The 23,401-nt window shown below is 70.3% G+C and carries 17 protein-coding genes; 8 read left to right on the top strand and 9 right to left on the bottom strand.

Annotated elements, in window-relative coordinates:
• Positions 1-4: 4 nt before the first annotated feature.
• The 3 genes from AC3A57_RS11070 to AC3A57_RS11060 are packed head-to-tail and all read left to right on the top strand — an operon-like array spanning position 5 to position 3,790.
• Positions 5-763, top strand: coding sequence for a PP2C family serine/threonine-protein phosphatase (locus AC3A57_RS11070; RefSeq protein WP_487578972.1), 759 nt, complete (start codon positions 5-7; stop codon positions 761-763).
• A 4-nt stretch (positions 764-767) separates the two neighbouring features.
• Positions 768-2,198, top strand: a complete 1,431-nt coding sequence (locus AC3A57_RS11065) for a hypothetical protein (RefSeq protein WP_487578971.1) — start codon at positions 768-770, stop codon at positions 2,196-2,198.
• Positions 2,195-3,790 carry a hypothetical protein gene (locus AC3A57_RS11060; RefSeq protein WP_487578970.1) on the top strand — a complete coding sequence of 532 codons (1,596 nt, stop codon included), beginning with the start codon at positions 2,195-2,197 and terminating at the stop codon, positions 3,788-3,790. Before AC3A57_RS11065 ends, AC3A57_RS11060 begins: the two co-directional genes overlap by 4 nt.
• A 103-nt stretch (positions 3,791-3,893) precedes the next feature.
• On the opposite strand, the gene AC3A57_RS11055 is transcribed toward AC3A57_RS11060, so the two are convergent.
• Positions 3,894-5,291, bottom strand: a complete 1,398-nt coding sequence (locus AC3A57_RS11055; protein ID WP_487578969.1) for a hypothetical protein — start codon at positions 5,289-5,291, stop codon at positions 3,894-3,896.
• A gap of 397 nt (positions 5,292-5,688) precedes the next feature.
• Here AC3A57_RS11055 and AC3A57_RS11050 point away from each other — a divergent pair, with 397 nt between their 5' ends.
• A complete protein-coding gene (locus AC3A57_RS11050; RefSeq protein WP_487578968.1) occupies positions 5,689-6,084 on the top strand; it encodes a ribonuclease domain-containing protein in 396 nt (131 codons plus the stop codon).
• Positions 6,085-6,416: 332 nt separating this feature from the next.
• Here the strand turns inward: AC3A57_RS11050 and AC3A57_RS11045 are convergent, their stop codons facing one another.
• Positions 6,417-7,805, bottom strand: coding sequence for a hypothetical protein (locus tag AC3A57_RS11045; protein ID WP_487578967.1), 1,389 nt, complete (start codon positions 7,803-7,805; stop codon positions 6,417-6,419).
• A 358-nt stretch (positions 7,806-8,163) separates the two neighbouring features.
• Between AC3A57_RS11045 and AC3A57_RS11040 the strand changes: the two genes are divergently transcribed.
• Positions 8,164-8,715: a hypothetical protein gene (locus tag AC3A57_RS11040; protein ID WP_487578966.1), complete on the top strand. Its 552-nt coding sequence runs from the start codon at positions 8,164-8,166 to the stop codon at positions 8,713-8,715.
• A 55-nt stretch (positions 8,716-8,770) separates the two neighbouring features.
• On the opposite strand, the gene AC3A57_RS11035 is transcribed toward AC3A57_RS11040, so the two are convergent.
• The 5 genes from AC3A57_RS11035 to AC3A57_RS11015 form a co-directional block, all read right to left on the bottom strand.
• A complete protein-coding gene (locus AC3A57_RS11035; protein WP_487578965.1) occupies positions 8,771-9,199 on the bottom strand; it encodes a hypothetical protein in 429 nt (142 codons plus the stop codon).
• 11 nt (positions 9,200-9,210) lie between these two features.
• Positions 9,211-12,534 carry an nSTAND1 domain-containing NTPase gene (locus AC3A57_RS11030; protein WP_487578964.1) on the bottom strand — a complete coding sequence of 1,108 codons (3,324 nt, stop codon included), beginning with the start codon at positions 12,532-12,534 and terminating at the stop codon, positions 9,211-9,213.
• A gap of 386 nt (positions 12,535-12,920) precedes the next feature.
• Complete coding sequence (locus tag AC3A57_RS11025) at positions 12,921-13,142, bottom strand: hypothetical protein (protein WP_487578963.1); 222 nt, start codon at positions 13,140-13,142, stop codon at positions 12,921-12,923.
• Between the two features lie 163 nt (positions 13,143-13,305).
• Positions 13,306-13,947, bottom strand: coding sequence for a peroxiredoxin family protein (locus tag AC3A57_RS11020; RefSeq protein WP_487578962.1), 642 nt, complete (start codon positions 13,945-13,947; stop codon positions 13,306-13,308).
• Positions 13,948-14,033: 86 nt separating this feature from the next.
• Complete coding sequence (locus tag AC3A57_RS11015) at positions 14,034-14,933, bottom strand: DMT family transporter (RefSeq protein WP_487578961.1); 900 nt, start codon at positions 14,931-14,933, stop codon at positions 14,034-14,036.
• A 97-nt stretch (positions 14,934-15,030) separates the two neighbouring features.
• On the opposite strand from AC3A57_RS11015, the gene AC3A57_RS11010 reads away from it, so the two are divergent.
• Entirely contained in the window at positions 15,031-15,813 is a 783-nt protein-coding gene (locus tag AC3A57_RS11010; protein ID WP_487578960.1) for a helix-turn-helix domain-containing protein, read from the top strand.
• A 10-nt stretch (positions 15,814-15,823) separates the two neighbouring features.
• On the opposite strand, the gene AC3A57_RS11005 is transcribed toward AC3A57_RS11010, so the two are convergent.
• A complete protein-coding gene (locus AC3A57_RS11005) occupies positions 15,824-17,305 on the bottom strand; it encodes an amidohydrolase family protein (protein WP_487578959.1) in 1,482 nt (493 codons plus the stop codon).
• A gap of 201 nt (positions 17,306-17,506) precedes the next feature.
• On the opposite strand from AC3A57_RS11005, the gene AC3A57_RS11000 reads away from it, so the two are divergent.
• Both AC3A57_RS11000 and AC3A57_RS10995 read left to right on the top strand, forming a co-directional pair.
• Positions 17,507-19,699 carry an AAA family ATPase gene (locus AC3A57_RS11000; protein ID WP_487578958.1) on the top strand — a complete coding sequence of 731 codons (2,193 nt, stop codon included), beginning with the start codon at positions 17,507-17,509 and terminating at the stop codon, positions 19,697-19,699.
• Complete coding sequence (locus tag AC3A57_RS10995; protein WP_487578957.1) at positions 19,696-20,655, top strand: HNH endonuclease family protein; 960 nt, start codon at positions 19,696-19,698, stop codon at positions 20,653-20,655. Before AC3A57_RS11000 ends, AC3A57_RS10995 begins: the two co-directional genes overlap by 4 nt.
• Positions 20,656-20,958: 303 nt before the next feature.
• On the opposite strand, the gene AC3A57_RS10990 is transcribed toward AC3A57_RS10995, so the two are convergent.
• Entirely contained in the window at positions 20,959-22,968 is a 2,010-nt protein-coding gene (locus tag AC3A57_RS10990; protein WP_487578956.1) for a M2 family metallopeptidase, read from the bottom strand.
• Positions 22,969-23,401 lie beyond the last annotated feature (433 nt).

The following is a 23,401-nucleotide window of genomic DNA, read 5'->3' as shown; positions in this document are numbered from 1 at the left end:
GGTCATGGGCTGGCAGGTACATGCGGCGTCGGCGACCGGCAAATCCCACCTCGACAAGGACATCCCGTGCCAGGACGCGTTCGCGTACCGGGTCGACGGCGAACGTCTGGTCGCGGCGGTATGCGACGGCGCCGGTTCGGCCGCTCGCAGCGACATCGGATCGCGGCTGATCGCCGATGCGGTGGTGGCGACGCTGGGCGAACGCCTGGCGGCGCAGCCGCACTGGCTGCAGGCCGACGAGGCGGCCTTCGCCGGTTTCGCCGGCGAAGCGGTCGGGTTGGCGCGCGAGGCGCTGGTCGCGCGCGCCGGGCGCGACGGCGCGGCCTTGTCGAGCTACGCCGCGACCCTGGTCGCCTTCGTCGGCGATGCGCAGCGCGGTTGGTTCGTGCACATCGGCGACGGCCTCGGCGTGGCCGAACCGGCGCAGGCCGACGCGCCGGCGCGGATCTCGCTGCCGCACAACGGCGAATACGCCAACGAAACCTACTTCGTCACCGGCGAAGCCTGGCGCGCCTGCCTGCGCGTGCTCGCGGTCGACGAGCCGGTGCAACGGGTGGCGCTGATGTCCGACGGGGCGATGCCGTTCGCGATGCAGAAGGGCAATGCCGGTCTGTATCGTCCGTTCATGGAGCCGGTCGAGCGTTATCTGCGCACGGTCGACGAAGCCGCCGGCAGCCGCGCCCTGCACGGCACGCTCGACGATCCGCGGACGCACGGCATCACCTCCGACGACAAGACCCTGTTGATCGCGCTGCGGGCTTGAGCCGGTGAGCAAGAGTCCGGCCAGCGGCAGCAGCGTCCGCATCGGCGACCGGCGTACCCGCCTGGGCGCGCTGATCAAGAGCGGCGGCGCGGGCAGCGTCTACCTGCTGCCCGAGTTTCCCGAACGCGTGGCCAAGATCTACCACGAGCGGGTCGATCCGCCGAGCTATACCGACCGGGTCGAGGCCATGCTCGAGCTGCGCCCGCAGTTGCCGGACCAGTTCGAAGGCGGCAAGCGCTACGTGCAGATCGCCTGGCCGGACGCGGCGGTGCGCGACGAGCGCGGCGGTTTCGTCGGCTTTTCCATGCCGGCACTGGACGTGCAATCGACCTCCGAACTGGAGCAGGTGCTGCAGGAGCGCCAGGCGCGCGCGGCCGGGTTGCCGGTCGGCCTGGGGCCGAAGATCACCCTGGCCGCCAACCTCGCCGCGGTGCTCGCGGCCCTGCACGCGCAGCACCATTACGTGGTCGACCTCAAGCCGGTCAATCTGCGCTTCTATCGCGCCTCGTTGTACATCGCCTTGCTCGATTGCGACGGCTTCAGCATCCAGGGCCGCGGCCGGCGCTACTCCGCGCCGCAATTCACTCCCGATTACCTGGCGCCCGAGTTCCAGCAACGCGGGCCGGATCCGCTCGGCGAGGAAGCGCAGGACCGTTTCGCCCTGGCGGTGGTGATCTTCCAACTGCTCAACTTCGGCCTGCATCCCTACACCGGCAAGCCCGGCGCGGACCGAGTGCCGACCGATATTCCCAGCCGCATTCGCGAGCGCTACTACGCCTACGGCCTGCGCGCGCACCGGCTGATGGCGCCGAGCCCGGTCAGCGCCCACGCCAGCGTGCCGCGCGAGTTGCGCGAACTGTTCGATCGCGCCTTCGGCGACGGCGGCGAGCGGCCCAGCGCGGCGGACTGGAGCGCGGCGCTGCGCGATTACGCGCGTCCGTCCAGCGGCCGGCTGGTGGTGTGCAAGCGCGAGCGCGAACACCAACACTACGCCGGCCAGGCCTGCGCCTCGTGCGCGCGCCAGGACCTGCTGGCCAAGACCGCGCGCAAGGCCAAGCCGCGGCCGGTGGTGGAACCGCCGCGCATGCCGGCGGCGCAACCGGCCGCGGCGCGGCTGCGCGCGCCGCGTCTGGGCCGGCCGCCGCCGCGGTTGACTCCTGCGGCGGCGCCGGCGCGGTTGCCGCGTCCGGCGTGGTGGTCGAATCTGCGCCTGGCGACGAAATCGCGCGGCATGCTCGCGGTCGCTTTTCCGGTCCTGTTCGCCTTCATCGCTCAGGGCCTGCACCGGGCATATGCGGCCTTGCAGCCCGATCCGGCCAACAGGCCCTTGGAGGCCTGGCTCGATGCGATGCTGATGACCGGGCTGGGCGCGGCGTTCCTGGTCCTGTGCTGGGTGTTCGCGGTGACCCTGCCGCGGCTGTTGAAGACCCGATGATGCGCATCGTCCTGCCCATGCGCTGGCGTCCCTCGTGGCTGTCCTGGCTGAAGATCGGCGTGCTGGTGTTTTTCGTGGTGCTGGTGCTGGCCCCTTACACCGGCTGGCTGATGTCGCTGCCGATGTGGGCGATGACGGTGTTCGGGCAGTGGCTGTCGCCGCCGCAGGCGAATGCCGGCGACCGCTGGTTCCGCGCCGGCCTGGTGCTGGCGGGCGTGCCGAGCCTGTTGGCGGTGGCCTGGCGCGCCTACGAGGACCGCGACCGCGAACTGGCCACGCGCGCCGCGATCGCGACCGCTGTGTTGGGCGTACTGTTGCTCGGACACGGCTACATGGTCGTGCAGCGCGAGCGCAAGGCCGGCCAGGAGGCGGCGCAATCGCGCGAGGCTACGGCGCGGATGCAACTGGCGGGAGTGACGCCGGCGATCGAGATCGACCCGCCGCCCGGGCTGAGCCAGGCCGATTACGAAGCCGAGAGCGCGCGCCTGATCCGAGCGGCGGCGCGCAACGCCTCGCGCGGCGACGCGTTCTATCGCCAGCAATTGGCCATGCTGGCGCAGTTGGCGCGCGAGCGGCCGCAGCCGACGGACGCGGTCGAGTACGCAGCGGCGATGGCGGCGTATCAGCGTCTGATCGGCGAGGACGAAGGACGGCCGCGCGAAGGCCCGCAGTCCGATGCCGCGATCGAGCGAGAACTGACCATCGCGCTCGATGCCGATCCGCACAGCAGCCTGGCCGCGCGCGAACTCGGCATCCGCCGCCTGCGCGCCTTCATGAGCGAGTTGTCGACGCCGATGCCGGAGGGCGAAATCGGCTCGCTGAAGCGCGAGCGCTTGCGACGCCAGCGCGACGCCGCGCAGGCGATGTTCGAGCGCGCCTTGCGCGCCGACCCGCGCTACGACGGCGCCTGGCGCGGCTGGGCCTGGACCTGGCTGTATCGCCAGCCGGAACTGGCGCGAGGCGCCTTGTTGATCGAGGCCGAGCTGCGCGACGACGCCGGCGGCTCGCGCCAGGTGCGCGCGCGCATCGATGCGGCCGGCGGCGCGGCGGCGCAGCCGTTTTTCGAGATCGTGCGCGCGCAGGCGGAGATCGCTGGGTTGAAGCAACGTCGCTCGTCGCTGCCGCCGGCGCTGCTGGAGCGGTCGCGGCGGCCGCTGCCGGCCGTGCCGGAACTGGCCCGAGCGATCGCCGCCGAAGACCCCGCCGAGGGCACGAACAGCAACGCCTTCGGCCGCGCGCTCGGCGAATTCCTGCGCGCGGCGGACGAGGGCGGGGCGAACGCGGTCGAGCGTTTCGCCGAGCCCTGGCAGCGCGGCGCCTTGATCGTGGCCAGCGACCCGGACTTGCGCGGCTGGCGCGGCTCCGGCGAGGCCGCCAAGCGTTTCGACCGCCGTTTCGCCGGCGTGCCGCGGTTCCGCGTGGTGCGCAGCTTCGAACTGCCGGCCGGACTCGGCCGCAGCACCGCGGCGATCCTGTTCGTGCCGGTCGGCGTCGACCCGCCGCGCGGCGACCTCGGCCAGTCGGTGCTGCTGCACGAGGCCACCGGCGAGTGCGAGGGCAGCAATTGCCCGCGGGTGTTCGGTCGCGGCTGACGGCGAGCGACGAGGCGGCGGCTGCGCCGCCTCGCAGACGGCGGGGAACGAGCGCTGGCCTTCGCTGTTCCGGCTGCTCGTCGCCGGCCGCTGCGTTCCCGGCTCAAGCGTTCGGCAGTTCCCCGATCCCCACCCCGATGATCATCGGCACGTCCGAAGTCGTCGTGCCGGTGAAGGTGCGGGTAGCCGCGTCGGCGCGCCAGCCGGCGGCGCGGCTGCCGCCTTGCGCCTCGAAGGTGAAGGGGCCGATGCGCAAGCCGGTCGCGGCCTGGAACGGATAGCCGAAGCGGCGGAAGGTCGAGGTGGTGGTGCGGATCGCGAAGCTGGGCTTGTAGCCGACGTACATCGAGCGCTTGACCAGGCCGAAGAAGCCCTTTTCGCCGAACACCGCCTGGCTGCGTTCGTCGCCGAAGGCGCTGTAGCCGTGCGCGAACGGGCCGTCGATCAGGCTGCGGGCGAAGTCGCCGTCGTACCAGTCGCCGGGAGCGATGGCGATGCGGTCGACGGCGCGGAAGTCCAGCGACAGCTCGAGCTGGTGGTCGTATTCGAACTCGTCGATGCGTTCCCAGCGGTCGTCGATGCGCAGCTGCCAGAACAGCCGGCGCACCTTGCTTTGCCGGCCGGCCCAGGTCTGGCCGAAATCGTAGGGCGCTTCGCGATTGCTGAAACCCAGGGTCACGCCGGCGGGGCCGTCGTCGCGGCGCGCGCGTTCGGTCCAGGCCTCGGCGTGCTCGGCGATGCGCCAGTCGGGCACTTTCGGCATGCGCAGCAGGTCCAGGTCGGCCAGGCGCACGCGATGGGCTTCGTCGCCGCAACGGCGCTGGGCGGCGCCGAGCTCGGCGTTGTCGCATTGCGCGACCAGCGCGGCGTAGTGCGCCTGGGCCTGGTTCATCGGCACTTCGGCGGCGATCATGCGGTTCTGGTAGGGGCGGCCGTCGCGGCTGCCCAGCCATTGGCTGAAGCTGGGGGCGTCCTCGCCGCCGCGGTTGGCGTGCACCGAGGCGGCCGAGGTCGCGGCCAGGGTGTATTGGTTGGTCGCCGCGACCAGTTCGTCCTCGGCGTCGATCAGGTGCCGGCGCAGGCTCGGGTACTCGGTCTCGGCCTGGGCGACGTTGAGGCATTGCTGATAGGCCTGGTGCACCGTGTCGCCGCTGGAGACGAAGGCGGCGATCGCGCTCCATTGCGGCGCGGTGGCGCAGAAGTCGAACTGGGCGCCGGGGATGAAACCGGCCTGGGTGCGCGGCCAGTCCCAGGGCTGGGCCGGATAGATCATCTGGAAATCGTCCGGCGAGGCGTACAGCGAGTCGATCAGGGCGCGATAGAGCAGGCCCCAGGGTTTGTCGTCGAAGTCGAGATTGGCGGCCAGGCCGGCATCCAGGCGGGCGAGTTCGAGCAGGCGCCGGTCCTGGGCGCCGTGGCGGAATTGCGAAAGCGGACCAAGGTCGTCCTGCACGTCGAGGGTCTCTTCGGCGTCGGGGGCCAGGTAATCGGACTGGGACATGAGCGGCTCCTTGCTGCTGCCGCGCGGTCGGCGGCCGTGCCCGGTCTCGTCCGCCGGACGGCGGGGCGATCCCGGGCAGCGGCACGCGGCGACCCGGTGTCTCAGCGTTGCTTGAACCGGCCACACGCCACCTTACGGCAACCTTACGGTTGCCGATTTTGAGATGGATCAATGGTTTAGCGAATCGCGCGCGACTGCGACGCAGACCGCGCGCGATCGTAAGTTCGCGGTAAGGCGAAGCCTTCGAGGCGGCGTCATGGTCGCTGTGCGGACGCCGATCCCCGGCGTCGCGGACCGCGCGGCCGGTCCGCTCGCATTCCGCAAGGACAGCGCCGTCTTCCTTGCCGCGCTTCGTCGCCGGCCCTCGACGGCCTCGGCGACCTCCAGGAGAACGACCATGAACGCCAAGATCGCCACCTCCGTGCTGCTCGCCCTGCTGGCCGCCGCGCCCACGCTGGCCCAGGCCGACGCGGCCAAGCCGCCGGTCTGCCGCAGCTTGCCGCCGGACATCAAGGAAGCCATGCGCACCATGTCGTACTGCATCACCAACCCCAATCCGATCCCGGATTGCGAGCGCGCCGGCATGGACGTGCGGGTCTACAACAACGACCCGGCCAAGCTGCCGCGCGCGGGGCGCGGCCAGCAGTACTGGGAAGGCAAGATCCGCAAGGACGACGGCGCCGCCGGGCAGCGGCGCCTGGTCTATCTGGTGACCATGGGCGAGCGCAAGAACGTGGTCGAGATGCGCTACTACACGCCCGACCATTACCAGACCTTCTGCCAGATCCAGTGATCGCTGCGGCCGAAGGTCCGGGGCAGCGGCGCTGGCCGCTACCTCTCGAAGCGGCCTACCTCAGCGCCACCACCGAAGCCCGGGCGGCCGGGCTTCGGCATTTGCGGCAGGGAGGAGGGATCGACGCCGCGCATCCGCCTGTAGGAGCGGCGTGAGCCGCGACATCCGAAGCGAGGTACGTCAGCGCCGTCGCCGAAGTCCGGACCTTCGGGCTCGTTTGCGACTCGGAGCGCCCCGAAAACGGCGACGCCGGCCGGGAGGCCCCGGCCGGCGTCGCCTGGGTCTTTCTACCGGCCCGAGGCGGCCATCGCGCGGTCGCCCCCGGCTCGCGCTCAGGGCAGCTTGGAGATGCTCACGCCGATGATCAGCGCCTGGTTCGAGGTGGTGGTGCCGGTGAAGCTGTTGCCGGAGGCGCTGGCGTTCCAGCCGGCCTGCTCGCTGCCGCCGGCGGCTTCGAACACGAACGGCCCGATCCGCAGCCCGGTCGCGGCGCTGAACTTCTGCTTGAACGAGTCGAAGGTCGACTTGCTGGTGCGGATCGAGAAGCTCGGCTTGAAGCCGACGATCATGCCGGTCTTGAGCAGGGTGAAGAAGCCCTTCTCGCCGAACACGGCCTTGGTGCCGCCCCCGCCGAACTCGCTGTAGCCGGTGGTGTACGGGCCCTTGGACAGGCTGCGCACCACCGGGCCGTTGTACCAGCCCGAAGGCTGGATCTGGATCTGGTCGATCGCTTCGAACTCCAGCGAGACTTCGAGCTGGCTGTCGCTCTCGAACTGGGTCACGCGCTCCCACTTGCCGGCGACCTGCACCTCCCAGAACCACTGCCGCACCGACGCCGAACCGCCGGCCCAAGTCTTCTTGTAGTCGTAGGACGAGTCGCGCGCGGTGAAGCCCATGGTCGCGCCGGCCGGCCCCTCGCCGGCGAGCACCGCGTCGACCCATTCGGCCGAGTCCTGCGCCACCGCCCAGTACGGCACCTTGGGGAAGTTCTGCAGCGCGGCCGATTCCAGCCGGGCGTAGAAGTCTTCGTTGGCGAACTGCTTCTGCGCGTCCGCCAGGCCCGGCGTATTGGCTTTCGCGACCAGCGCGTTGTAAGTCTTCTGGGTCTGCAACAACTTGGTTTCGGCGGTGGCGAGCTTGGTCGCCCAGCCCTTGCCGGCCGCCGAGCCGAGCCAGTCGCTGAACGAGGGGTCGTTGTCCTTGACCTTGTCGCCGTAGCTGGTTTCGGCTTGGCGATAGATGGTGTCGTAGTCGTTGCTCGCCTTGGTGACCTGCTGGTCGGCATCGCGGATCTGCTGGCGCAGCTTGGGATCGTCGGTAGCGGCGAGGATCACGTTGAGGAACTGCTGGTAGGCGTCGTTGAAACGGTCGCCGCTGGAGACGTAGCTGCCGACCGCGCTCCACTGCGGCACGGTCGAGCAGAAGTCGTACTGCGCCGAGCCGATGTAGCCGGCCTGCGCGGTCGCCCAGTTCCACTTGGTGTACGGATACACCAGCTGGAACGTGTCCGGCGTCACGCCCAGCGAGTTGATCAGCGCGCTGTACAGCAAGCCCCATGGCTTCTGGTCGTAGTCGCCCGCGGCGGCCGCATCGTCGGCGACAAGAGCGTGCTGCTGCGCACGACGCTCGTAAGCCTGGTCGCGGAACACGGAGACGACGTCGTCGTTGTCGTTGTCGCCCGGTTGGGCGTTGTTGGCATCCTGCGGTTGATTCTTGAGCATGGCCCTGACTCCCTGAGCCCGCCGCGTGGCGGGTCCGTGCGGATACCGCGCGCCGGACGGCGCCGCGATCCCGGATGCGGCACGGCGCCGTCCGAGGCCACCGACTGTGGGCGCGTCGCCAACGGCGCGCCTTACGGCAACCTTACTGTTCGCATCGGCCCGTGGTTTCAGGCGTTTACGGCGGTGTCCGGAAGCGCGGGCGAACAGCAGTGATCGAAGGTGAGTGCGCGCAGCGTGCGTTGCGGGCGCGATCGTAAGCCGCCGGTAAGGTGCCGCGCGCGTTGCGCCGCCACAGTGGCGCCGCGTTGCCGCGCTGCGGGACGACGCGACGGCATCGGCCGCCGCGAACTTCTTCCAGATGAGAGAGCCGACCATGAAAACACTGCGATTTCTGACGCTGTCGTGTCTGATGGCGTTGGCGACGACGCTCGTCGCGACGTCGCCGCGCATCGAGGCGGGCGAGACCACGTCGCAGCCGGACGATAGCGACGATCTGGACAAGAAAGACGTGGAGCGGCGATCCAAGCTGCAAGGCTGCCAGCTGCTTCCTTACGCGATGCGGCGCGACAACTGCGTCACGGCAAGCGAGGGCCTGAACGGGACTCAGGCTTGCGGCGCCAGATCCTGCTCGGGCGACACGCCGAAGCTGAATCCGATATTGCTGCAAGCGTGGAAGCACTGCGCGAGCCGGCGCGGCGCGATCGTCGACGACTACGGCAAGAGCCTGACCGCGATCGGCCGCTACGAGGCGTCGGCGAAATACAAGGACTGGACAGCGGACGAACGCGCTGCGCTGGAGGTCTTGACCGGCAAGATCGAGATCGCGCTGCGGACGGGCGCGAAGGAACGCAACGCGGCCGATTCGATGGTCGTCTACTGCCAAAGCCTGATCCGCAAGGACGGAGGCTGACCGTTCGGCGAGACGTTCCGGGCGCCGGCCGCGCCCGGAGCGCCGCGCTCGGCGGTTACTTGGCCTTCTTGCTGGTCTTCCTGGTCTTGTCCGCCTGCGGGGTGATCTCAGGATCGTTGCCGACCTGCGGATCGCAGGGAACCAGGGCCTTGCGCTTCATGTCGCGGACCAGGACCGAGAAGAAGATCAGGGTCGGCTGGTCGTTGCGGTTCATCAGGCTGACGCTGCGGCCGTCGGCGGCGATCTTGATGTCGTAGATCTGGTCCTTGGCGTCGGAGCTGAGCAGGCTCTCGATGACGAAGTGCTTGGACACGCCTTCGTCGAGCTTGTAGATCATCTGCACCGGCTTCTGGTCCTTGTAGGCCATGACCACGTCGGGCGAGAAGCTGTAGAAGTACTGGCCGCCGCCGGCGTTGCCGCCGAATACGACGTAGGCGACGGTGAATTCGATGACGATGGGCTTGGGGGCCTTGGCTTTGGGCATGGTGGAGCTTCCTAGCGGGTGGATGGATCGTAGAAGGCGATGAAGTCGGGGTGGCGATAGCCGCTGCTGCGCAACCAGTCGAGCTGGCGCGCCGCGGCATCGCGCGCGCCCAGGTGGACCTGGGCGCGGCTCCAGGCGTCGAGCAGGGCTCGGTCGCTGGAATCGGTGGCGCGGGCGGCGACCAGATCGCGCACGCGCGTCCAGTCGGCGCGGGCGAGTTCGGTCTGTCCGCGCGCGGCCGATCGCTCGCCGCGCCAGGCCAGGGCCCAGGCCAGCGCGGCCAGGCTTTTGGCGTCGCCCGGCGCTTGCGCCTGCAGCGCGGCCAGCTCGGCCACGGCGCGATCGATCAACTGCGGCTGGCTCGCGGTTTGCGGATCGACCTCGGCCAGGCGCAGGTCCAACAGCGCGCCGACCCGGCGCCATTCCGGCAGCGGCTCCTGTCCGGTCAGCAGCGGCGCCAGGCTGTCGCGGCCCTCGCGCAGCAGCGCGGCCGCGCGCTCGCGCGCGCCGCGCAGGGTCTCGATCCGACCCGCATGCGCATAGGCGTGGGCGAGGTCGCGGCGCCAGGTGCTGTTGTCGGGTTGCTGACGCACCAGCGCGCGCAGCAGGGTCAGGGTTTCGTCGACTTCGGTCGCGGCCTGTTCGGTACGGCCGCGATCGATGGCCAGGATCGAGCTGCGCAACAGCGAGGTCGCCAGTTTGCGCCGCCAGGCGTCGGCGTCGGGCTCGCTGGCCACCAGCTCGCGCAGCATCCGGTTCTGCAATACGTAGCCTTGCGCGGCGGCGTCGAGCTGGCCGCGCGCTTCCTGCGAGCTGCTAAGCCATGACAGGCTATCGACCAGGTCGAAGCGCAGCGGCTTGTCGTCGGGCTTGTCCGCCAGCAGCCGCTGTTTGATCGCCACCGAGCGCGCGAACAGATCGGCGGCCTCGGCGCTGCGCTGGCGGCTGTGGGCGAGCGTGCCGAGGTTGCTCAAGGCGTAGGACAGCTCCAACTGCCAGCGCGGGTCGGCCGGCGCGCGCGCGACCAGGGTTTCGCTGGCGCGCAGATATTCGCGCCAATGCGCATGCGCCGGGTCGAAGCGCTTTTGCTGGTAGTCGTAGTAGCCCTGCCAATAGGCGACCGTGCCCGACTCGGCCAGCGCGTCCAGCGAATCGGGCGCGGCCTGGCGGGCCAGGCGCAAGGCCGCGGCGGCGCGCTCGAACGCCTGGTGGGCTTCGTCGAAACGGCCCTGGTTCATCAGCACTTCGCCGACCGTGCGCAAGGCGCGCACGTGGCTGAGCAATTCGCCTGGCTGCATCCGCGCGTCCGGCATGCGCTCCAGATAGCGCAGAGCCTGGCTGCCGACGCTGTCGAGCAGCTTGAGGTTGCCGAGCGGCCGCAACTGTTCGGCCAGATCGCCGAGCATGAAGCCGACCAGTTGCTGCGCCTGGTCGCGGTGCCGTTCGGCCTCGCGCCGCGCCTGCCAGGCTTGCAGGCCCAGGCCGGTCGCGGTCAGGGCCAGGACGCCGAGCGAACCCAGGGCGGCAGTGCGCAGCCAGCGCTTGCGTAGCTGCTGGCGCTCGCAGGCGTGCAGGAATTCGCGCTCGCCCGGGCCGAGTTCGGCCGGCAGGCGGCGCGCGGCTTCCTGCGCCTCGGCCAGCGGCCGTCCCGGATTGAGCAGGTGGTCGGCGCGGCGGCCGCCGTCGATCCAGCGCCGGGTCGCGCGCTGCAGGCGCTCGCGCGCCTGCAGCAGTTGGCGGTTGTCGTGCGCCCACTCTCTCGCGCGCGGCCATTGCCGCAGCAGCGCTTCGTGGGCGACGCCGAAACCCGGCTCGCCGCCGCTGAGTTCGCCGACGAACAAGCGCGCGCGGATGAAGGCCTCGGCCAGCTCGCGCGCCGCCGGCGCCGGCAGCGACGACCACGACACCCGGCGCGCGGTGACCGCGTCGCTGTCGGGGCGGATCACGATCAAGGCCGCCAGCACCTGCTCCAGGCTGGCCTGCGCATCGCTGGGCAGTTCGCTGTAGACCTGCTCGGCGCGGTGGGCGAGGGCGCCTTCCAGGCCGCCGATCGCGCGGTACGCGGCGAGGCTCAGCACGCCGCCCGGGGCCTGGCGTTCGTACAGGGCCTGCAGGGTGTGCTGCAGCAGCGGCAGCGAATCGGGATGCTGCGCGGCGGCGTCGCGCAGCAGGTCGTCCAGGCGCACCGAACTGTCGGGGTCCTCCTGGAAACTCAGCCCGGCCAGCGCGGCCGGAGCGCGGATGATCTGGCCGATCTCGCCCACCCGCGGGGTCAACAGGTCGATATGGCCGTCGCCGGCCTTGAGTTCGGCGATGCCCGGCACCTCTTCGATCAGGCGCGGGTAGAAGTCGCTGCGGGTGATCGCGATCGCGGCGACGCCGGCGCAAGCGCACAGGCTGCGCAGGGCGGCGCCGAGCTCTTCGCGGTCGCGCTCCAGCATCGCCGGTTCGGCCACCGCCGCTTCGGCGTGGTCGATCGCCAGCAACAGGTGCGCCTCGGCGGCGCGTTGGCCGCCGAGGCGGACGAAGGCGTCGGCGATGCGCGCCTGCAGCGCCTCCGGCGCGTCGCGCAATTGCAGCGCCAGCGCGTCGGCTTCCAGGGCCAGGAACACCGGCCGGCCGGCCAGGCTCCAGCCGCACAGGGCCTGGGCCAGGCGCGCGAGCACGTCGCCGCCGCGGCAGATGCCCAGGTCGAAGTACACCGTCGACAGTGCGTGCAGGCCGTCGAAACCGCCGGCCTGCTGCAGCAGCGGCATCACCCCGGCGCGCAGCAGCGAGGTCTTGCCGCAGCCGCTGGCGCCGGAGACCAGGACGAAGCGGCGTTGGCTCTGCACCTGTTCGCGCAGGGTCGACAGCAGCTCGGCGGTGGCTCGGGCGCGGCCGAAGAACACGCCGGCGTGGGCTTCGTCGAACGAACGCAGGCCGACGTAGGGGCTGCCTTCGGTCCAGGCGGCGGCGCGCGGCAGGCCGCTGCGGTAGTCGTCGGGAAAGGCGACCGTTGCCACCAGCCGGTAGCCGCGCTTGCGGATGGTCTCGATGTACTCCGGTTCGCGGCTGTTGTCGCCGAGCCGGCGGCGCAGTTGGGCGATGGTCTTGTGGACCGGGTTGTCGCCGTAGAAGGTGCCGCGCCAGATCTCGATCAGCAGTTGTTCGGCGCTGACCACCTCGCCGGCGCGCTCGGCCAGCGCGACCAGCACCTCCATCATGCGCGGCTCCAGCGCGGTGACCACGCCGTCGCGCACGATCGCCAGGCGATCGGGTTGGACCAGCAGCGCGCCGACGCGGAACTGCGACACCGAAGCCAGGTTCTTGATCCGGTCGATGCGTTGTGGCATCGCAGCGCACGCTCGTGGTTGGTCGTCGACGCGGGGAGGGCGCATGCCGGTGCATGCCCGCCCCGTCGTCTGCGCCACCGGACCTCGGTGCGGCAGGCGGGAGGCCGCGGCGTTGCGCCCCATCGCGACGCCGGCGGATCGATTGCGCGCTAAAACTAGCAAAACCCTCGCTGCTCGTGTGTGTTCGCAGGCGAACTTTGCCGGGCGTGCCGGCATCGCGGGGCGATGGCCGCTGTGCGCGCCGGTTTGCGTTGGCTGCGCGGCTGCGGTGCGGTGCGGTGCGGTGCGGTGCGCGGCGCTCGCGCCTGCGAGGGGCGGCTGCGCCGATAAAAAAGCCGGCCCGGGGCGGCGCCCCGAGGCCGGCACAGGCTATCGGCCGAGGGGGATCAGCCGCAGCAATAGCAGACCAGGGGGCGGCCGGGGCCGCCGGGGCCGAGCTCGCCGCCGAATTCCGGACACTCGCTGCGGCAGGCGAACGAGCTGCAGGATTCGGACTGCGCCGGCTCGGCGCCGTTGCCGGCGACGACCTGGAAGGCGCCGAATCCCATCGCGGCCGAGAACAGCAGGGCCGCCAAGACGATGCGGACGCCACGGTTACGCTTCTTCATTGCTGAGCTCCTGTCGATGTACGCCGCGGTCCCGGTCGGGCCGGCGGCAAGGGACGCCGGAGCCCGGCACGATGCCGGTCCGGCCGAACCGGTGCGGCCGCGGCCGCACCGTCCGCGGACGCCGATGCGTCCGCGCAGCCGTCGCAACCGCCGACGGCGCAGATCACGGCCGCGCCGCCGCGGCGGCGATGGCCGGGGCCGCTGCGGCGCGCGGCGGCGTGGGCCGCAGCGCGCGCAGCAGTTCGCGCAGGGTGCGCTTGTCGTTCAAGGCGCCGATGTGGCTGTAGCGCACCCGGCCGTCGCGGCCGACCACCAGCAGCGCCGGCACCTTGCGCGCGCGGAACAGCGCCGCGGTGCGGCGATCGTCGTGGGCGACCAGCGGGAAGTCGAGCCCGTGTTCGCGCGCATAGGCGCGCGCCCGCTCGGGCGGGGCCAGGGCGACGCCGATCAGCTCGGCGCCGCCGGCGGAGGCCTGCGGCAACTGCTGCGCGATCCGCTTGAGTTGCGGCAGCGAGGCGCGGCAGTAGGGGCAGGTGGTGGTGAAGAAGAACAGCACCTGGCTGTCGCCGCGCGGCTGGCCGAGTTCGATCGCCTCGCCGTCGAGGCCGCTCAGCGCCACCCGCGGCACGTACATGCCGACATAGGGCGCGGTGACGCGGTCGGCGAGCCAGCGCTGGTCCTCGCGCATGCGCCCGACCTGCCAGCCGAGGGCGACGACGAGGACGCTGGCCAGGACCAGCGCGGCCCACAGCCAGCGCTGGCCGGTCGGCGAAACCGGTTTGGGAATGTCGGGTGGCGACGACATGCCGCCGACCCTAGCAGCGCGTTCCGGCGGCGAACTTGACGCGCCTCACAATGGCGAGGAGTGCGCGCGGTCGCCGCGGCCGCGGCTCAGCCGGCGCACTCCTGGGCCTGCAAGGCCGGCGCCGGACGCTGTTTCAGCAGTTGCGCGACCGCGACCCCGAGCAGGGTCAGCACGCCGCCGACCCAGTGATGGACCTGCAGCGGCTCGCCGAGGAGCAGCACCGCGAAGGCGGCGGTGAACACCGGAGTCAGGTTCATCAGCACTGCGGTCTTGTCCGGGCCCAGGCGCAGCAGGCCGCGCATCCAGAACCACGGCGCCAGGGTCGAGGCGAGCAGGCCGGCGTACAGCACCAGCGGCAGGTTGTGCGCGGTCAGCGCTACCGACGGCGACAACAGGAAACCGGGCAACAGCAGCACGGTACCGCACAGGACCTGCAGGTACAGCGATTCGCCGTTGCCGATCGGCAGCGCCCAACGCTTCACCAGCACGCCGTAGGCGGCGTATGAGGTCGAGGCCAGCAGCATCATCAGCTCGCCGCGGCCCAGGCCCTGCTGCAGCAGGCGCACGGGATGGCCGGCGCTGAGCAGCCAGCTCAGGCCGACGAAGGAGATCAGCGCGCCGATCAGCATGCCGGGCGAGGGGCGGGTGCGCAGCACGACCATGCCGATCAGCATCGTCATCGGCGGAATCGCGGCGATGATCAGGCCCATCGACATGGCGCTGACGCTGTGCGCGGCGAAGTAGGCCAGCGACTGGTACATGACCATGCCCAGCGCCGCCAGCACCACCAGCTTGCGCCAGTAGGGGCGCACCTGCGCGCGCAGCTTCCAGACTTTCGGCAGCATGAACGGGGTCAGCGCCAACAGCGCGACCAGCCAGCGGTAGAAGGAAATCGCCGCCGGCTCGATCGCGCCGGCGGACAGCTTGCTGACGATCGTGTTTCCGGCCCAGATCAGCGTGGCCAGGATCGGCAGTAACACATGCATCGGGAACATCCGTACGACAACGTGGGGCCGCTCATTCTAGAATGTCGGGTAACCGGCAGATATCGATAACCAGACAGCGCATAGCGAGCTTCCGACAATGCCGCGCAAACACCGTTTCCATTACCCCTACCGGAGCCTGCCGGGCCCGTTGCTGCTGCGCTACGAAGCGTTGGCGGTGGACACCGAAAGCGCCCTGCACCGGCACCCCTGGGGGCAACTGGCGTTCGTCGAATCCGGCAGCATGGCCTTCCTGGTCGAGGGCCAGCCGTTCTTCGCTCCGCCGGGCTATGCGGTGTGGATTCCGCCGCGCATGGACCACAGCTCGCACAACCGGCGCGAAGTGCATTGCCGGCTGATCAACATCGCCGAGCGCTACACGACGCTGCTGCCGGTGGCGCCGGGCATCGTCCGCCTGCATCCCTTGTTCGTCGCCGGGGTCGAGGACCTGTTCGCGCGCGGGGTGGAAATTCCCGACACGCCGGCCGACCGGCGCCTGGCGCGGGTGCTGATCGACAAGCTGCTGGCCACGCCGATGCTGTCGCGCTTCGTGCCGCAGAGCGAGGACCGCCTGCTGGCGCCGATCCTGGACGCGCTGCAGCACCGCCCCGGCGACAACACCACCCTGGCGCAATGGGCGCAGCGCGTGCACACCACCGAGCGCACCCTGAGCCGGCGCTGCCGCGACGAGTTGGGCATGTCGTTCAGCCAGTGGCGTCAGCGGCTGCGTTTCCAGCAGTCGATTCCGCTGCTGGAGCAGGGCCGCAGCGTGCAGCAGGTCGCCGCCGACATGGGCTATGCCAGCGCGTCGGCGTTCATCGCCATGTTCGCCGAGCTCAGCGGCGCCACGCCGCAGAAGTTCCGCCAGGGGGCGGGGCGGTAGGAGGCCGGCTTCAGCGTTCGTCGGTCTTCGCCGCGTCCTGGGCCGCCTTCTCCGCCGCGCGTTGCTCGGCGACCTTGCGCCTGACCCCGTCGAGCAGGCCGTCCAGCGCCGCGCGATCGTAGACCTTGCCGCGCAGGACGAAGACGTCGATGCGCCGGGTCGCGGCGATGTCGCGCAGCGGATCGGCCTTGAGCAGGACGATGTCGGCGGCCTTGCCGGCCTCCAGCGAGCCGTAGCGGTCGTCGCGGCCGAGGAAGCGCGCGCCGTTGATGGTCGCCGCCTGCAGGGTCTGCCAAGGGCTCAGGCCGCTTTCGACGAAGCGCTGCATCTCGTCGTGCAGGCCGACGCCGGGATAGTTGTAGGAGTTGAGGAAGCCCGCGTCGGTGCCGGCCAGGATCCGCACTCCGGAGCGCTGCAGCAGCGGCAGGATCGCCGCGTTGCGCTGGTAGCGCTGATGGCGGCGTTCCACCGCGGCGGCGTCGTCCTTGGCGGCGCGCTCCACCCGCCAGGCGTAGGTCGCTTCCAGCCCCGGGCCGATGTACTGCAGGTAGGCGTCGCCGCGGTGATCGTCGCGGTCGAGGTAGGTGGTGACGTAGCTGCCGTTGAGGGTCGGGGTGATCGCGGTGCCGCGCTGGGCCAGGCGCCGGTAGGCGGCCAGGGCGGTGCGGCGGTCGAAGCTGGCCTGGATCCGGTTCCAGCCTTCCTTGCTGTCGATTTCGCCGCGGCGGACCATCGCGCTGATCTCGGCTTCCTTCGACGAGCCGGCCTTGTAGGCGTACTCGATGTGCTCGATCGAGCTCAGGCCGGCGGCGCTGACCTCGTCGACGGTCAGTACGAACGGCAGGTGCGCCGACACTTTCAGGCCGCGCGCATGGGCCTGTTTCAGCGCATCCACGAACAGTTCCGGGCTGAGCGTGTTGTCGGTGATCTTGACGAAGTCGACCTTCCAATCCTGCAGGCGGTCGAGCGCGGCGGCGATCTCCTGGTGGCTGCCGACTTCGATGTCGCCGGGCCAGATCGACTTGTAGCCTTCCAGCTTGGGCCCGGAGGTGAAGATGGTCGGGCCTTCCAGCCGGCCCGCGGCGACCGCGTCGCGCCATTCGAACACGCTGGGGCTGAGGTCGCCGGCGGCGTCGCGCACCGCGGCGATGCCGTGGGCCAGGTACAGCGGCAGCAGGTTCTTGTTTTCTTCGATCAGCGCCTCGCCGCCGCCGAAATGCACGTGCATGTCCCACAGCGCCGGGATCGCGTAGCGGCCCGTGGCGTCCAGGCTGCGCTCGGCGGCGTAGTCGCCGGCGCGGGCGTCGTCGACGATGGCGGCGATGCGGTCGCCGCGCACGGCGATGGCCTGGTCGCGGCGCAGCTTGCCGGCGATCACGTCGACCACCGCGGCGTGGCGGATCAGCAGGTCGACGGGTTCGGCCGCGGCCGCATCGGCGGCGAAGGCGCAGGCCAGCAGGACGGCGGCGGAAAGGCGGGTCGGTCGGAACATGCGGGAACTCCGGAACGGCGGCCGCCGCCGCGACGGCCGAAAGCGGATGCGATGCGCGCGGCGGGCGGATCCATTCTGCCCCAGCCCCGCGGCCGCGAGTCGCCGCGAACGCCAACCCTGTCTTATTCCGCCAGACCCGGCCACTTCATAATGCCGTTCACGCCGCGGCCAACGGTCGCCAACGCCCAGCGGAGGGGCGGGATGAGGAAAGTCAAACGGATCGCCACGCCGCCGTCGCTGCGCCGGCCCGAACTGCTGGACTGGGCGCAGGCGCTGACCGAGTTCTACAGCCGTCCGGCCGACGAACGCCAGCGCCAGCGCGTGCCGTTCGAGCAGTACGCGCGGCTGTTCCTGGCCGGCGACGTGCGCAGCGCGCTTGAGGCCCAGTTCGAGCACAAATGCGCCTATTGCGAAGCGCGCCTGCTGAGCGACGGCGCGATCGAGCAATTCCGGCCGGTGTTCGCCGCCGCCGATGCCGACGGCGGCGCGGAGAGCCCGGATCATTACGGCTGGCTTGCGTTCGAGTGGCGCAACCAGATGCTGGCCTGCCGCGAATGCGCGGCCGCCAAGCGCAACCGCTTTCCGGTCGACACGCCGCGCGCCCTGCCGATGACGCCGTGGCGCTCGGCGGTGGCCAGCGAAGGCGCGTTGCTGCTCGACCCCTGTCGCGACGACCCGAAGCGGCACCTGGGGTTCAGCCCGCACGGCGAGCTGGTCGCGGCGAGCGAGCGCGGCGCCGCGACCATCCAGACGCTGAGCTTGAACCGGCCGGGGCTGATCGCGGCGCGGCGCGCGGCGATGGAGCGCATGCTGGCGGCGATCGTCGCCCAGCCGTATCGCCTGGACGAGGGTTTCGCCGTGTCCGAGCTGGACACGCTGCGCCGCTTCGCCCACACCGCGGCGGTCGACCATGCGCTGCTCACGGTCTATGGGGCGTTCGCGCGCCGGCTGGGGCTGCGGGCGGAGCGCGACTTCCGCTTCGCCCGCGATCTGCCGCGTCTGCTCGGCCATGAGCAGGAGTGGGAATCGGCCGCCCACGCTTACCTGGAGGATCGTCCGGACGAGGCGCCGGAGGAGTTCGACTTCGATCCGCCGCCGCGCGCGGCCCGCGCGCCGGAACCGCGCTGGGACCCGTCCCATGTCGAGCGAGTGCGGATCTTCCATTTCAAGGGCATCGAACAGGTCGAGTTGAACCTCGGCGCCGGCACGGGCGGCGAGCCCGGCGCGCCGGGGGCGATGCTGCTGGGCGAGAACGCCGCCGGCAAGAGTACCGTGCTGCAGGCGCTGGCCCTGGCCCTGATGGACGAGCGCCAGCGCAACGGCAGCCGCGCCCAGGGGCTGGAGTTCCTGCCGCGCCAGCGCGACTCCTGGGACGTGTCGATCCAACGGCCTTATGTCGAGGTCTTGCTGTCCTCGGGCGAGAGCCGGCGGGTCGAGATCGATTCGCTGGGGCGCTTCCAGACCCACGCCGGCGGTCCGCCGTCGATGGTGCTGGCCTACGGCGCGCGGCGGTTTTTCCGCGCTCACGGCCGGGTCCCGGCGCACGGCATCCACCGCAGCCTGTTCGATCCCTTCGCGGTCCTGGAGGACCCCTCGACCTGGCTGACCGAGGCGCCGCGCGCGGCCTTCGACGCGGTCGCCCGGGCGATGCGCGAGATCTTCGCCCTGCACGGCGACGACGACATCTTCCGCAACCACAGCGGCCACGTGCTGGTGCGGGCCCACGGCCGGGTCACTCCGATCGAGCGCATGAGCGACGGCTACCGCGCCCTGTTCGCGATGGCGGTCGACATCATGCGGCGGATGGTCGAGGCCTGGGGCAACCTCGAGTACGCGCAGGGCACGGTGCTGATCGACGAAATCGACGTGCATCTGCACCCGCGCTGGAAGATCGAAGTCATGTCGGCGCTGCGCCGGGCCATGCCGCGGGTGCAGTTCGTGGTCAGCGCGCACGACGCCCTGTGCCTGCGCGGCATGCGCGACGGCGAGGTGCACGTGCTGTACCGCGACGAGGACGACCGCATCCGGGCGCGCGAGGACCTGCCCAATATCGAACTGCTGCGCACCGACCAGTTGCTGACCTCGGACATCTTCGGCCTGGCCAGCACCGCGCGGCCGGAAACCGAGGCGGCGCTGAACCGCTACGCCTATCTGCTCGGCCTGCCCGAGCCGCGCGCGGAGGAAGCGCTGGAGCGCCGGCGCCTGGGCGCCGCGCTGCAGGCGCTGCCGCGCGGCGACACCCCGGCCGAACAGCTGATCGGCGAAGCCACCGAACGCTACATCGAAGGCCGCCGGCGCGGCTCGGTGATCGAGCGCGGGGCGATGCGCGAGGACGCGCTGGACGAGATCGTGCGCCGGCTGGAGCGGCATCTGGGCGTGGAGGCGGACGGATGAGGTACGTCGACCGCCGCGGCGTCGCGCCGCCGGCGTCGCTGACCCGCAGCGACGGCGCCGGCGCCAGGGAGCTCAAGCGCGCCCGCGGCCACTATCGCGACAAGAGCGCCGGCAGCTTCGCCTTCGCCGCGTACAAGGGCGCCGACGTGGCCGAGGCCATGCGCAGCCTGTTCGCCGGCAAGTGCGCCTATTGCGAGTCCTTCCACAGCGCCAGTTCGCCGACCGACGTCGAGCACTACCGGCCCAAGGCGGGCGTCGAGGGCGACGCCGCGCATCGGGGCTACTGGTGGCTGGCGGCCGACTGGTCGAACCTGCTGCCGAGTTGCGTGTTGTGCAATCGCCGCAACGGCCTGCGCATCGCCCAGCCGGGGATGGGACGCGCGGAGATATCGGCGTTGGCGCCGGTGACGGTCGGCAAGGGCAATCTGTTTCCGATCCGCGGCCGGCGCGCGAGCGGGCCGCGCGGCGACTGCGAGGCCGAGGATCCGCTGCTGATCGATCCGACCCGGTGCGACCCCGCCCGCCATCTGGAGTGGCCGCAGGACAAGCTGTCGTTGGTGGCGCCGCGTTTCGACGGCCGCGAGCCCGACCCCTACGGCCGCGCCACGATCGATATCCTAGGCTTGAACCGCCAGGACCTGGTCGAGGAACGCGGCCGCTATCTGGGCATTGCGCGGGTCTTGCTGGCCAATGCCGAGTTCGCGCTGACCGCAGCCAGCGTGCTGTCCGGCGCCGGCCTGCAGCAGAGCCTGCTGCGGTTCGACGAAAACCTGGCGTCGCTCAAAGCCATGTGCGCGCCGGATCAGCCGTATTCGGCGATGCTCGATGCGCACCTGAACCAGCGGCTGCAAGACCTGCTCGCGCAATACCGGGCCTTGCGCGCGCAGCGGCGAGCGAGCGCGAGCGAAGCGCCTGCGGGCGAACAGGAGCTGGCCGAGGACGCGGTCGACGCCTGACGTCCGCCGCGATGATCGGGAAGTCGGTTTCGATCGTCGGCGCGGCGGTTGTGGTTTCTGCCCGTTCCGGTCGCGGCTGACGCCGCTGCTACAGAAGCCGGCGCTGGCTTGCGGGTAGGGGCGGCGCAAGCCGCGACCGTGGGTTGCAGGTCGTCGCGGCCATGGACGGGTTCGATGTCGCGACTTGCGTCGCTCCTACCGGTGTGGGGGCGATGGCCTTCTAATCCCTAATCCCCGCCCCAAAAGAAAAACCGGCCGAAGCCGGTTTTTCCGTTTGCCTCGCGCGGCCGCAGCCGCCTTGCTTCAGCCCTTGGCCGGCTTGGCTGCCGCCGCTGGCTTGGCCGGCGCGGCGGCGCCGGCCGCCGAGGCCTGCCAGCCGCAGCTCTTGCCTTCGTTCTGCTGCTTCAGCCAGGTCTGCAGCGGGGCGAAGTACTCCAGCACCGCCGAGGCGTCCATCTTCTCGCCGCCGGTCAGTTCCTTCATGGTCTGCTGCCAAGGCTGGCTGGCGCCCTTGCTCAACATCGCCTGGAACTTCGCGCCGGCGGCCTTGTTGCCGTAGAAGCTGCATTCGTACAGCGGACCCTTGTAGCCGGCCGCGTCGCACAGCGACTTGTAGAACTGGAACTGCAGCACGTGCGAGAGGAAGTAGCGCGTGTACGGCGTATTGCCCGGCACGTGGTACTTGGCGCCGGCGTCGAAGAACTCCTCGCCGCGCGCCTCGACCGGGGCCACGCCCTGGTACTTGGCCTTCAGCTCCCACCAGGCCTTGTTGTACTCGCCCGGCTTGATCGAACCGTCGAACACGCCCCAGCGCCAGCGGTCGATCATCAGGCCGAACGGCAGGAACGAGACCTTGGCCAGGGCCATGCGCATCTGCGCGTTGATCAGGGATTCGTTGCTCTGCTGCTGAGCGCCGACCAGGCCGATCGACTGCAGGTACTTCGGCGTCATCGCCAGCACGATGGTGTCGCCGATGGCTTCGTGGAAGCCGTCGTGGGCGCCGGTCTGGAACAGCGGCGGCTGGTTGTTGTAGGCCAGGTAGTAATAGACGTGGCCGAGTTCGTGGTAGATGGTGGTGAAGTCTTCCTCGTTCGGCTTGATGCACATCTTGGTGCGCACGTCGCCGGACATGTTCATGTCCCAGGCGCTGGCGTGGCAGACCACGTCGCGATCGCGCGGCTTGATGAACTGGGTCTTGTTCCAATAGCTGTCGGGCAGCTTGGGCATGCCGAGCGAGACGTAGAAGTCCTGCGCGCGCTCGGTCATCTGCTTGGCGTTGGCCTGCGCGGCGTCGACGTCGACCTGCGCCTCGGCGCCCGGGCTCAGTTCATCGCCGGCTTTGGCGCGCTGGGCGTCGAGGTGCTTTTGATACTGGGCCGCCAGGGCGCCGTTGATGTCGAGGCTGCCGGCCTGCTGTTCGCTGTAAGGGGCGAGGATGTCCCACAGATTGCCCCAGTCCTGCTGCCACATGTTGCCGAGCAGATGCGCCGGCAGCATGCCGCCGGAGACCTGGCCCTTGTCGGCGCCGTACTTGGTTTCCAGGCGCGTGCGGGTATAGCAGTGCAACTGCTCGTACAGCGGCTTGACCTGGCCCCACAAACGGTCGGTTTCGGCGGCCAGCTCGGCCGGGCTCATGTCGTAGCCCGAGCGCCACAGCTCGCCGGTGTCGGCGTAGCCCAGGTTCTGCGCGCCTTCGTTGACCAGTTCGACGAAGCGGGTGTAGTCCTTGCGCATCGGCTTGGAGATGCTGTGCCAGCCCTTCCAGGCGTCGAGCTGGGCGTCGTAGTCGCGGGTGGTGCTGCGCAGCACGTCCTCGAGTTCGCCGAGCTGGCGGCATTCGCTGTCGTTCGGGCCGGTGCAATAAGTGCCCGAGCCGTACATGCCTTCCATTCGGGTCGCGATCTGGGTCAGTTCGGCGAGCCGGGCCGGATCCTTCGGCGCCGGCATCGCGGTGCCGATCTTCAGCAACTGGATCGCGCGCGCGGTGGCCGGCGACATCGGCTGGCCTTCGAACTTCTTGGATTGCTCGATCCAGCTGTTGAGCTGGCTCAGGTAGCGCTCGTTGGCCTTGGCCGAGAGCAACTGGCTGTCGTCGTTGATGTAGGTCGAGGACAACCACTGCGCCGCGGTCATCTCCGGGTACATCTTCTTGTACTCGTCGTTGACCCGGGCGATGAACTGGTCCGCGGTCTCGCCTTCGGGGGCGGCCGGCTTGGCGTCGCTGGAGGAGGGGACGGGTTCCTTCTTGCAGGCGCTCAGGCCGATCACGGCCGCAGCGATGCCGAGCGCCAGCAAGGCGCGAACATGTTTCATGGGTGCTCTCTCCAGGGATGTGCCGCGCTGTTCGCGCGTGGGCAGAAGGCTAGAGGCCGGGTCGGCCGGACGCAAGCCGTGTCGCGCAGATGTGCGAGACGCTTCGGGTCCGCGGCTGGGGTGGCGATCGCGGGGGGCGGTTTCGCGCAAAGTCGGCAAGCAGCGGCGCCTGGAAACGGTTACCGGCGTCGCTGCGGACGGCGGCTGTTGGCCGAGTCGGGCGAGTCGTCGAAAGTGCTGCGACGGCGGAATGGTTATTTTTTTGTTATTTGGGCGCTTCTATTCGTTAATTTTTTGGAAATATGCCCACCGTGGGCGCAACGATGTGCCCGAAGTCGCAGTGTTGTTCAGCTTTCGAAACGCCGGTCGCGCTCCCGAATCGAACGCTGTCACACAAATCCATTTGACCCGTGACGCGAAATTGGAAAAAGTG

It is taken from the genome of Lysobacter sp. Soil_C_15, from assembly GCF_057657315.1.
The sequence above is the reverse complement of the archived record's forward strand: the minus strand, read 5'-3'. Positions and strand labels throughout refer to the sequence as shown.

Excerpts from the sequence above, each read along its gene's own strand:
- AC3A57_RS11070 (WP_487578972.1), top strand. The coding sequence starts at position 5 with ATGGGCTGGCAGGTACATGCGGCGTCGGCGACCGGCAAATCCCACCTC.
- AC3A57_RS11060 (WP_487578970.1), top strand. The coding sequence starts at position 2,195 with ATGATGCGCATCGTCCTGCCCATGCGCTGGCGTCCCTCGTGGCTGTCC.
- AC3A57_RS11055 (WP_487578969.1), bottom strand. The coding sequence starts at position 5,291 with ATGTCCCAGTCCGATTACCTGGCCCCCGACGCCGAAGAGACCCTCGAC.
- AC3A57_RS11050 (WP_487578968.1), top strand. The coding sequence starts at position 5,689 with ATGAACGCCAAGATCGCCACCTCCGTGCTGCTCGCCCTGCTGGCCGCC.
- AC3A57_RS11045 (WP_487578967.1), bottom strand. The coding sequence starts at position 7,805 with ATGCTCAAGAATCAACCGCAGGATGCCAACAACGCCCAACCGGGCGAC.
- AC3A57_RS11040 (WP_487578966.1), top strand. The coding sequence starts at position 8,164 with ATGAGAGAGCCGACCATGAAAACACTGCGATTTCTGACGCTGTCGTGT.
- AC3A57_RS11035 (WP_487578965.1), bottom strand. The coding sequence starts at position 9,199 with ATGCCCAAAGCCAAGGCCCCCAAGCCCATCGTCATCGAATTCACCGTC.
- AC3A57_RS11030 (WP_487578964.1), bottom strand. The coding sequence starts at position 12,534 with ATGCCACAACGCATCGACCGGATCAAGAACCTGGCTTCGGTGTCGCAG.
- AC3A57_RS11025 (WP_487578963.1), bottom strand. The coding sequence starts at position 13,142 with ATGAAGAAGCGTAACCGTGGCGTCCGCATCGTCTTGGCGGCCCTGCTG.
- AC3A57_RS11020 (WP_487578962.1), bottom strand. The coding sequence starts at position 13,947 with ATGTCGTCGCCACCCGACATTCCCAAACCGGTTTCGCCGACCGGCCAG.
- AC3A57_RS11015 (WP_487578961.1), bottom strand. The coding sequence starts at position 14,933 with ATGCATGTGTTACTGCCGATCCTGGCCACGCTGATCTGGGCCGGAAAC.
- AC3A57_RS11010 (WP_487578960.1), top strand. The coding sequence starts at position 15,031 with ATGCCGCGCAAACACCGTTTCCATTACCCCTACCGGAGCCTGCCGGGC.
- AC3A57_RS11005 (WP_487578959.1), bottom strand. The coding sequence starts at position 17,305 with ATGTTCCGACCGACCCGCCTTTCCGCCGCCGTCCTGCTGGCCTGCGCC.
- AC3A57_RS11000 (WP_487578958.1), top strand. The coding sequence starts at position 17,507 with ATGAGGAAAGTCAAACGGATCGCCACGCCGCCGTCGCTGCGCCGGCCC.
- AC3A57_RS10995 (WP_487578957.1), top strand. The coding sequence starts at position 19,696 with ATGAGGTACGTCGACCGCCGCGGCGTCGCGCCGCCGGCGTCGCTGACC.
- AC3A57_RS10990 (WP_487578956.1), bottom strand. The coding sequence starts at position 22,968 with ATGAAACATGTTCGCGCCTTGCTGGCGCTCGGCATCGCTGCGGCCGTG.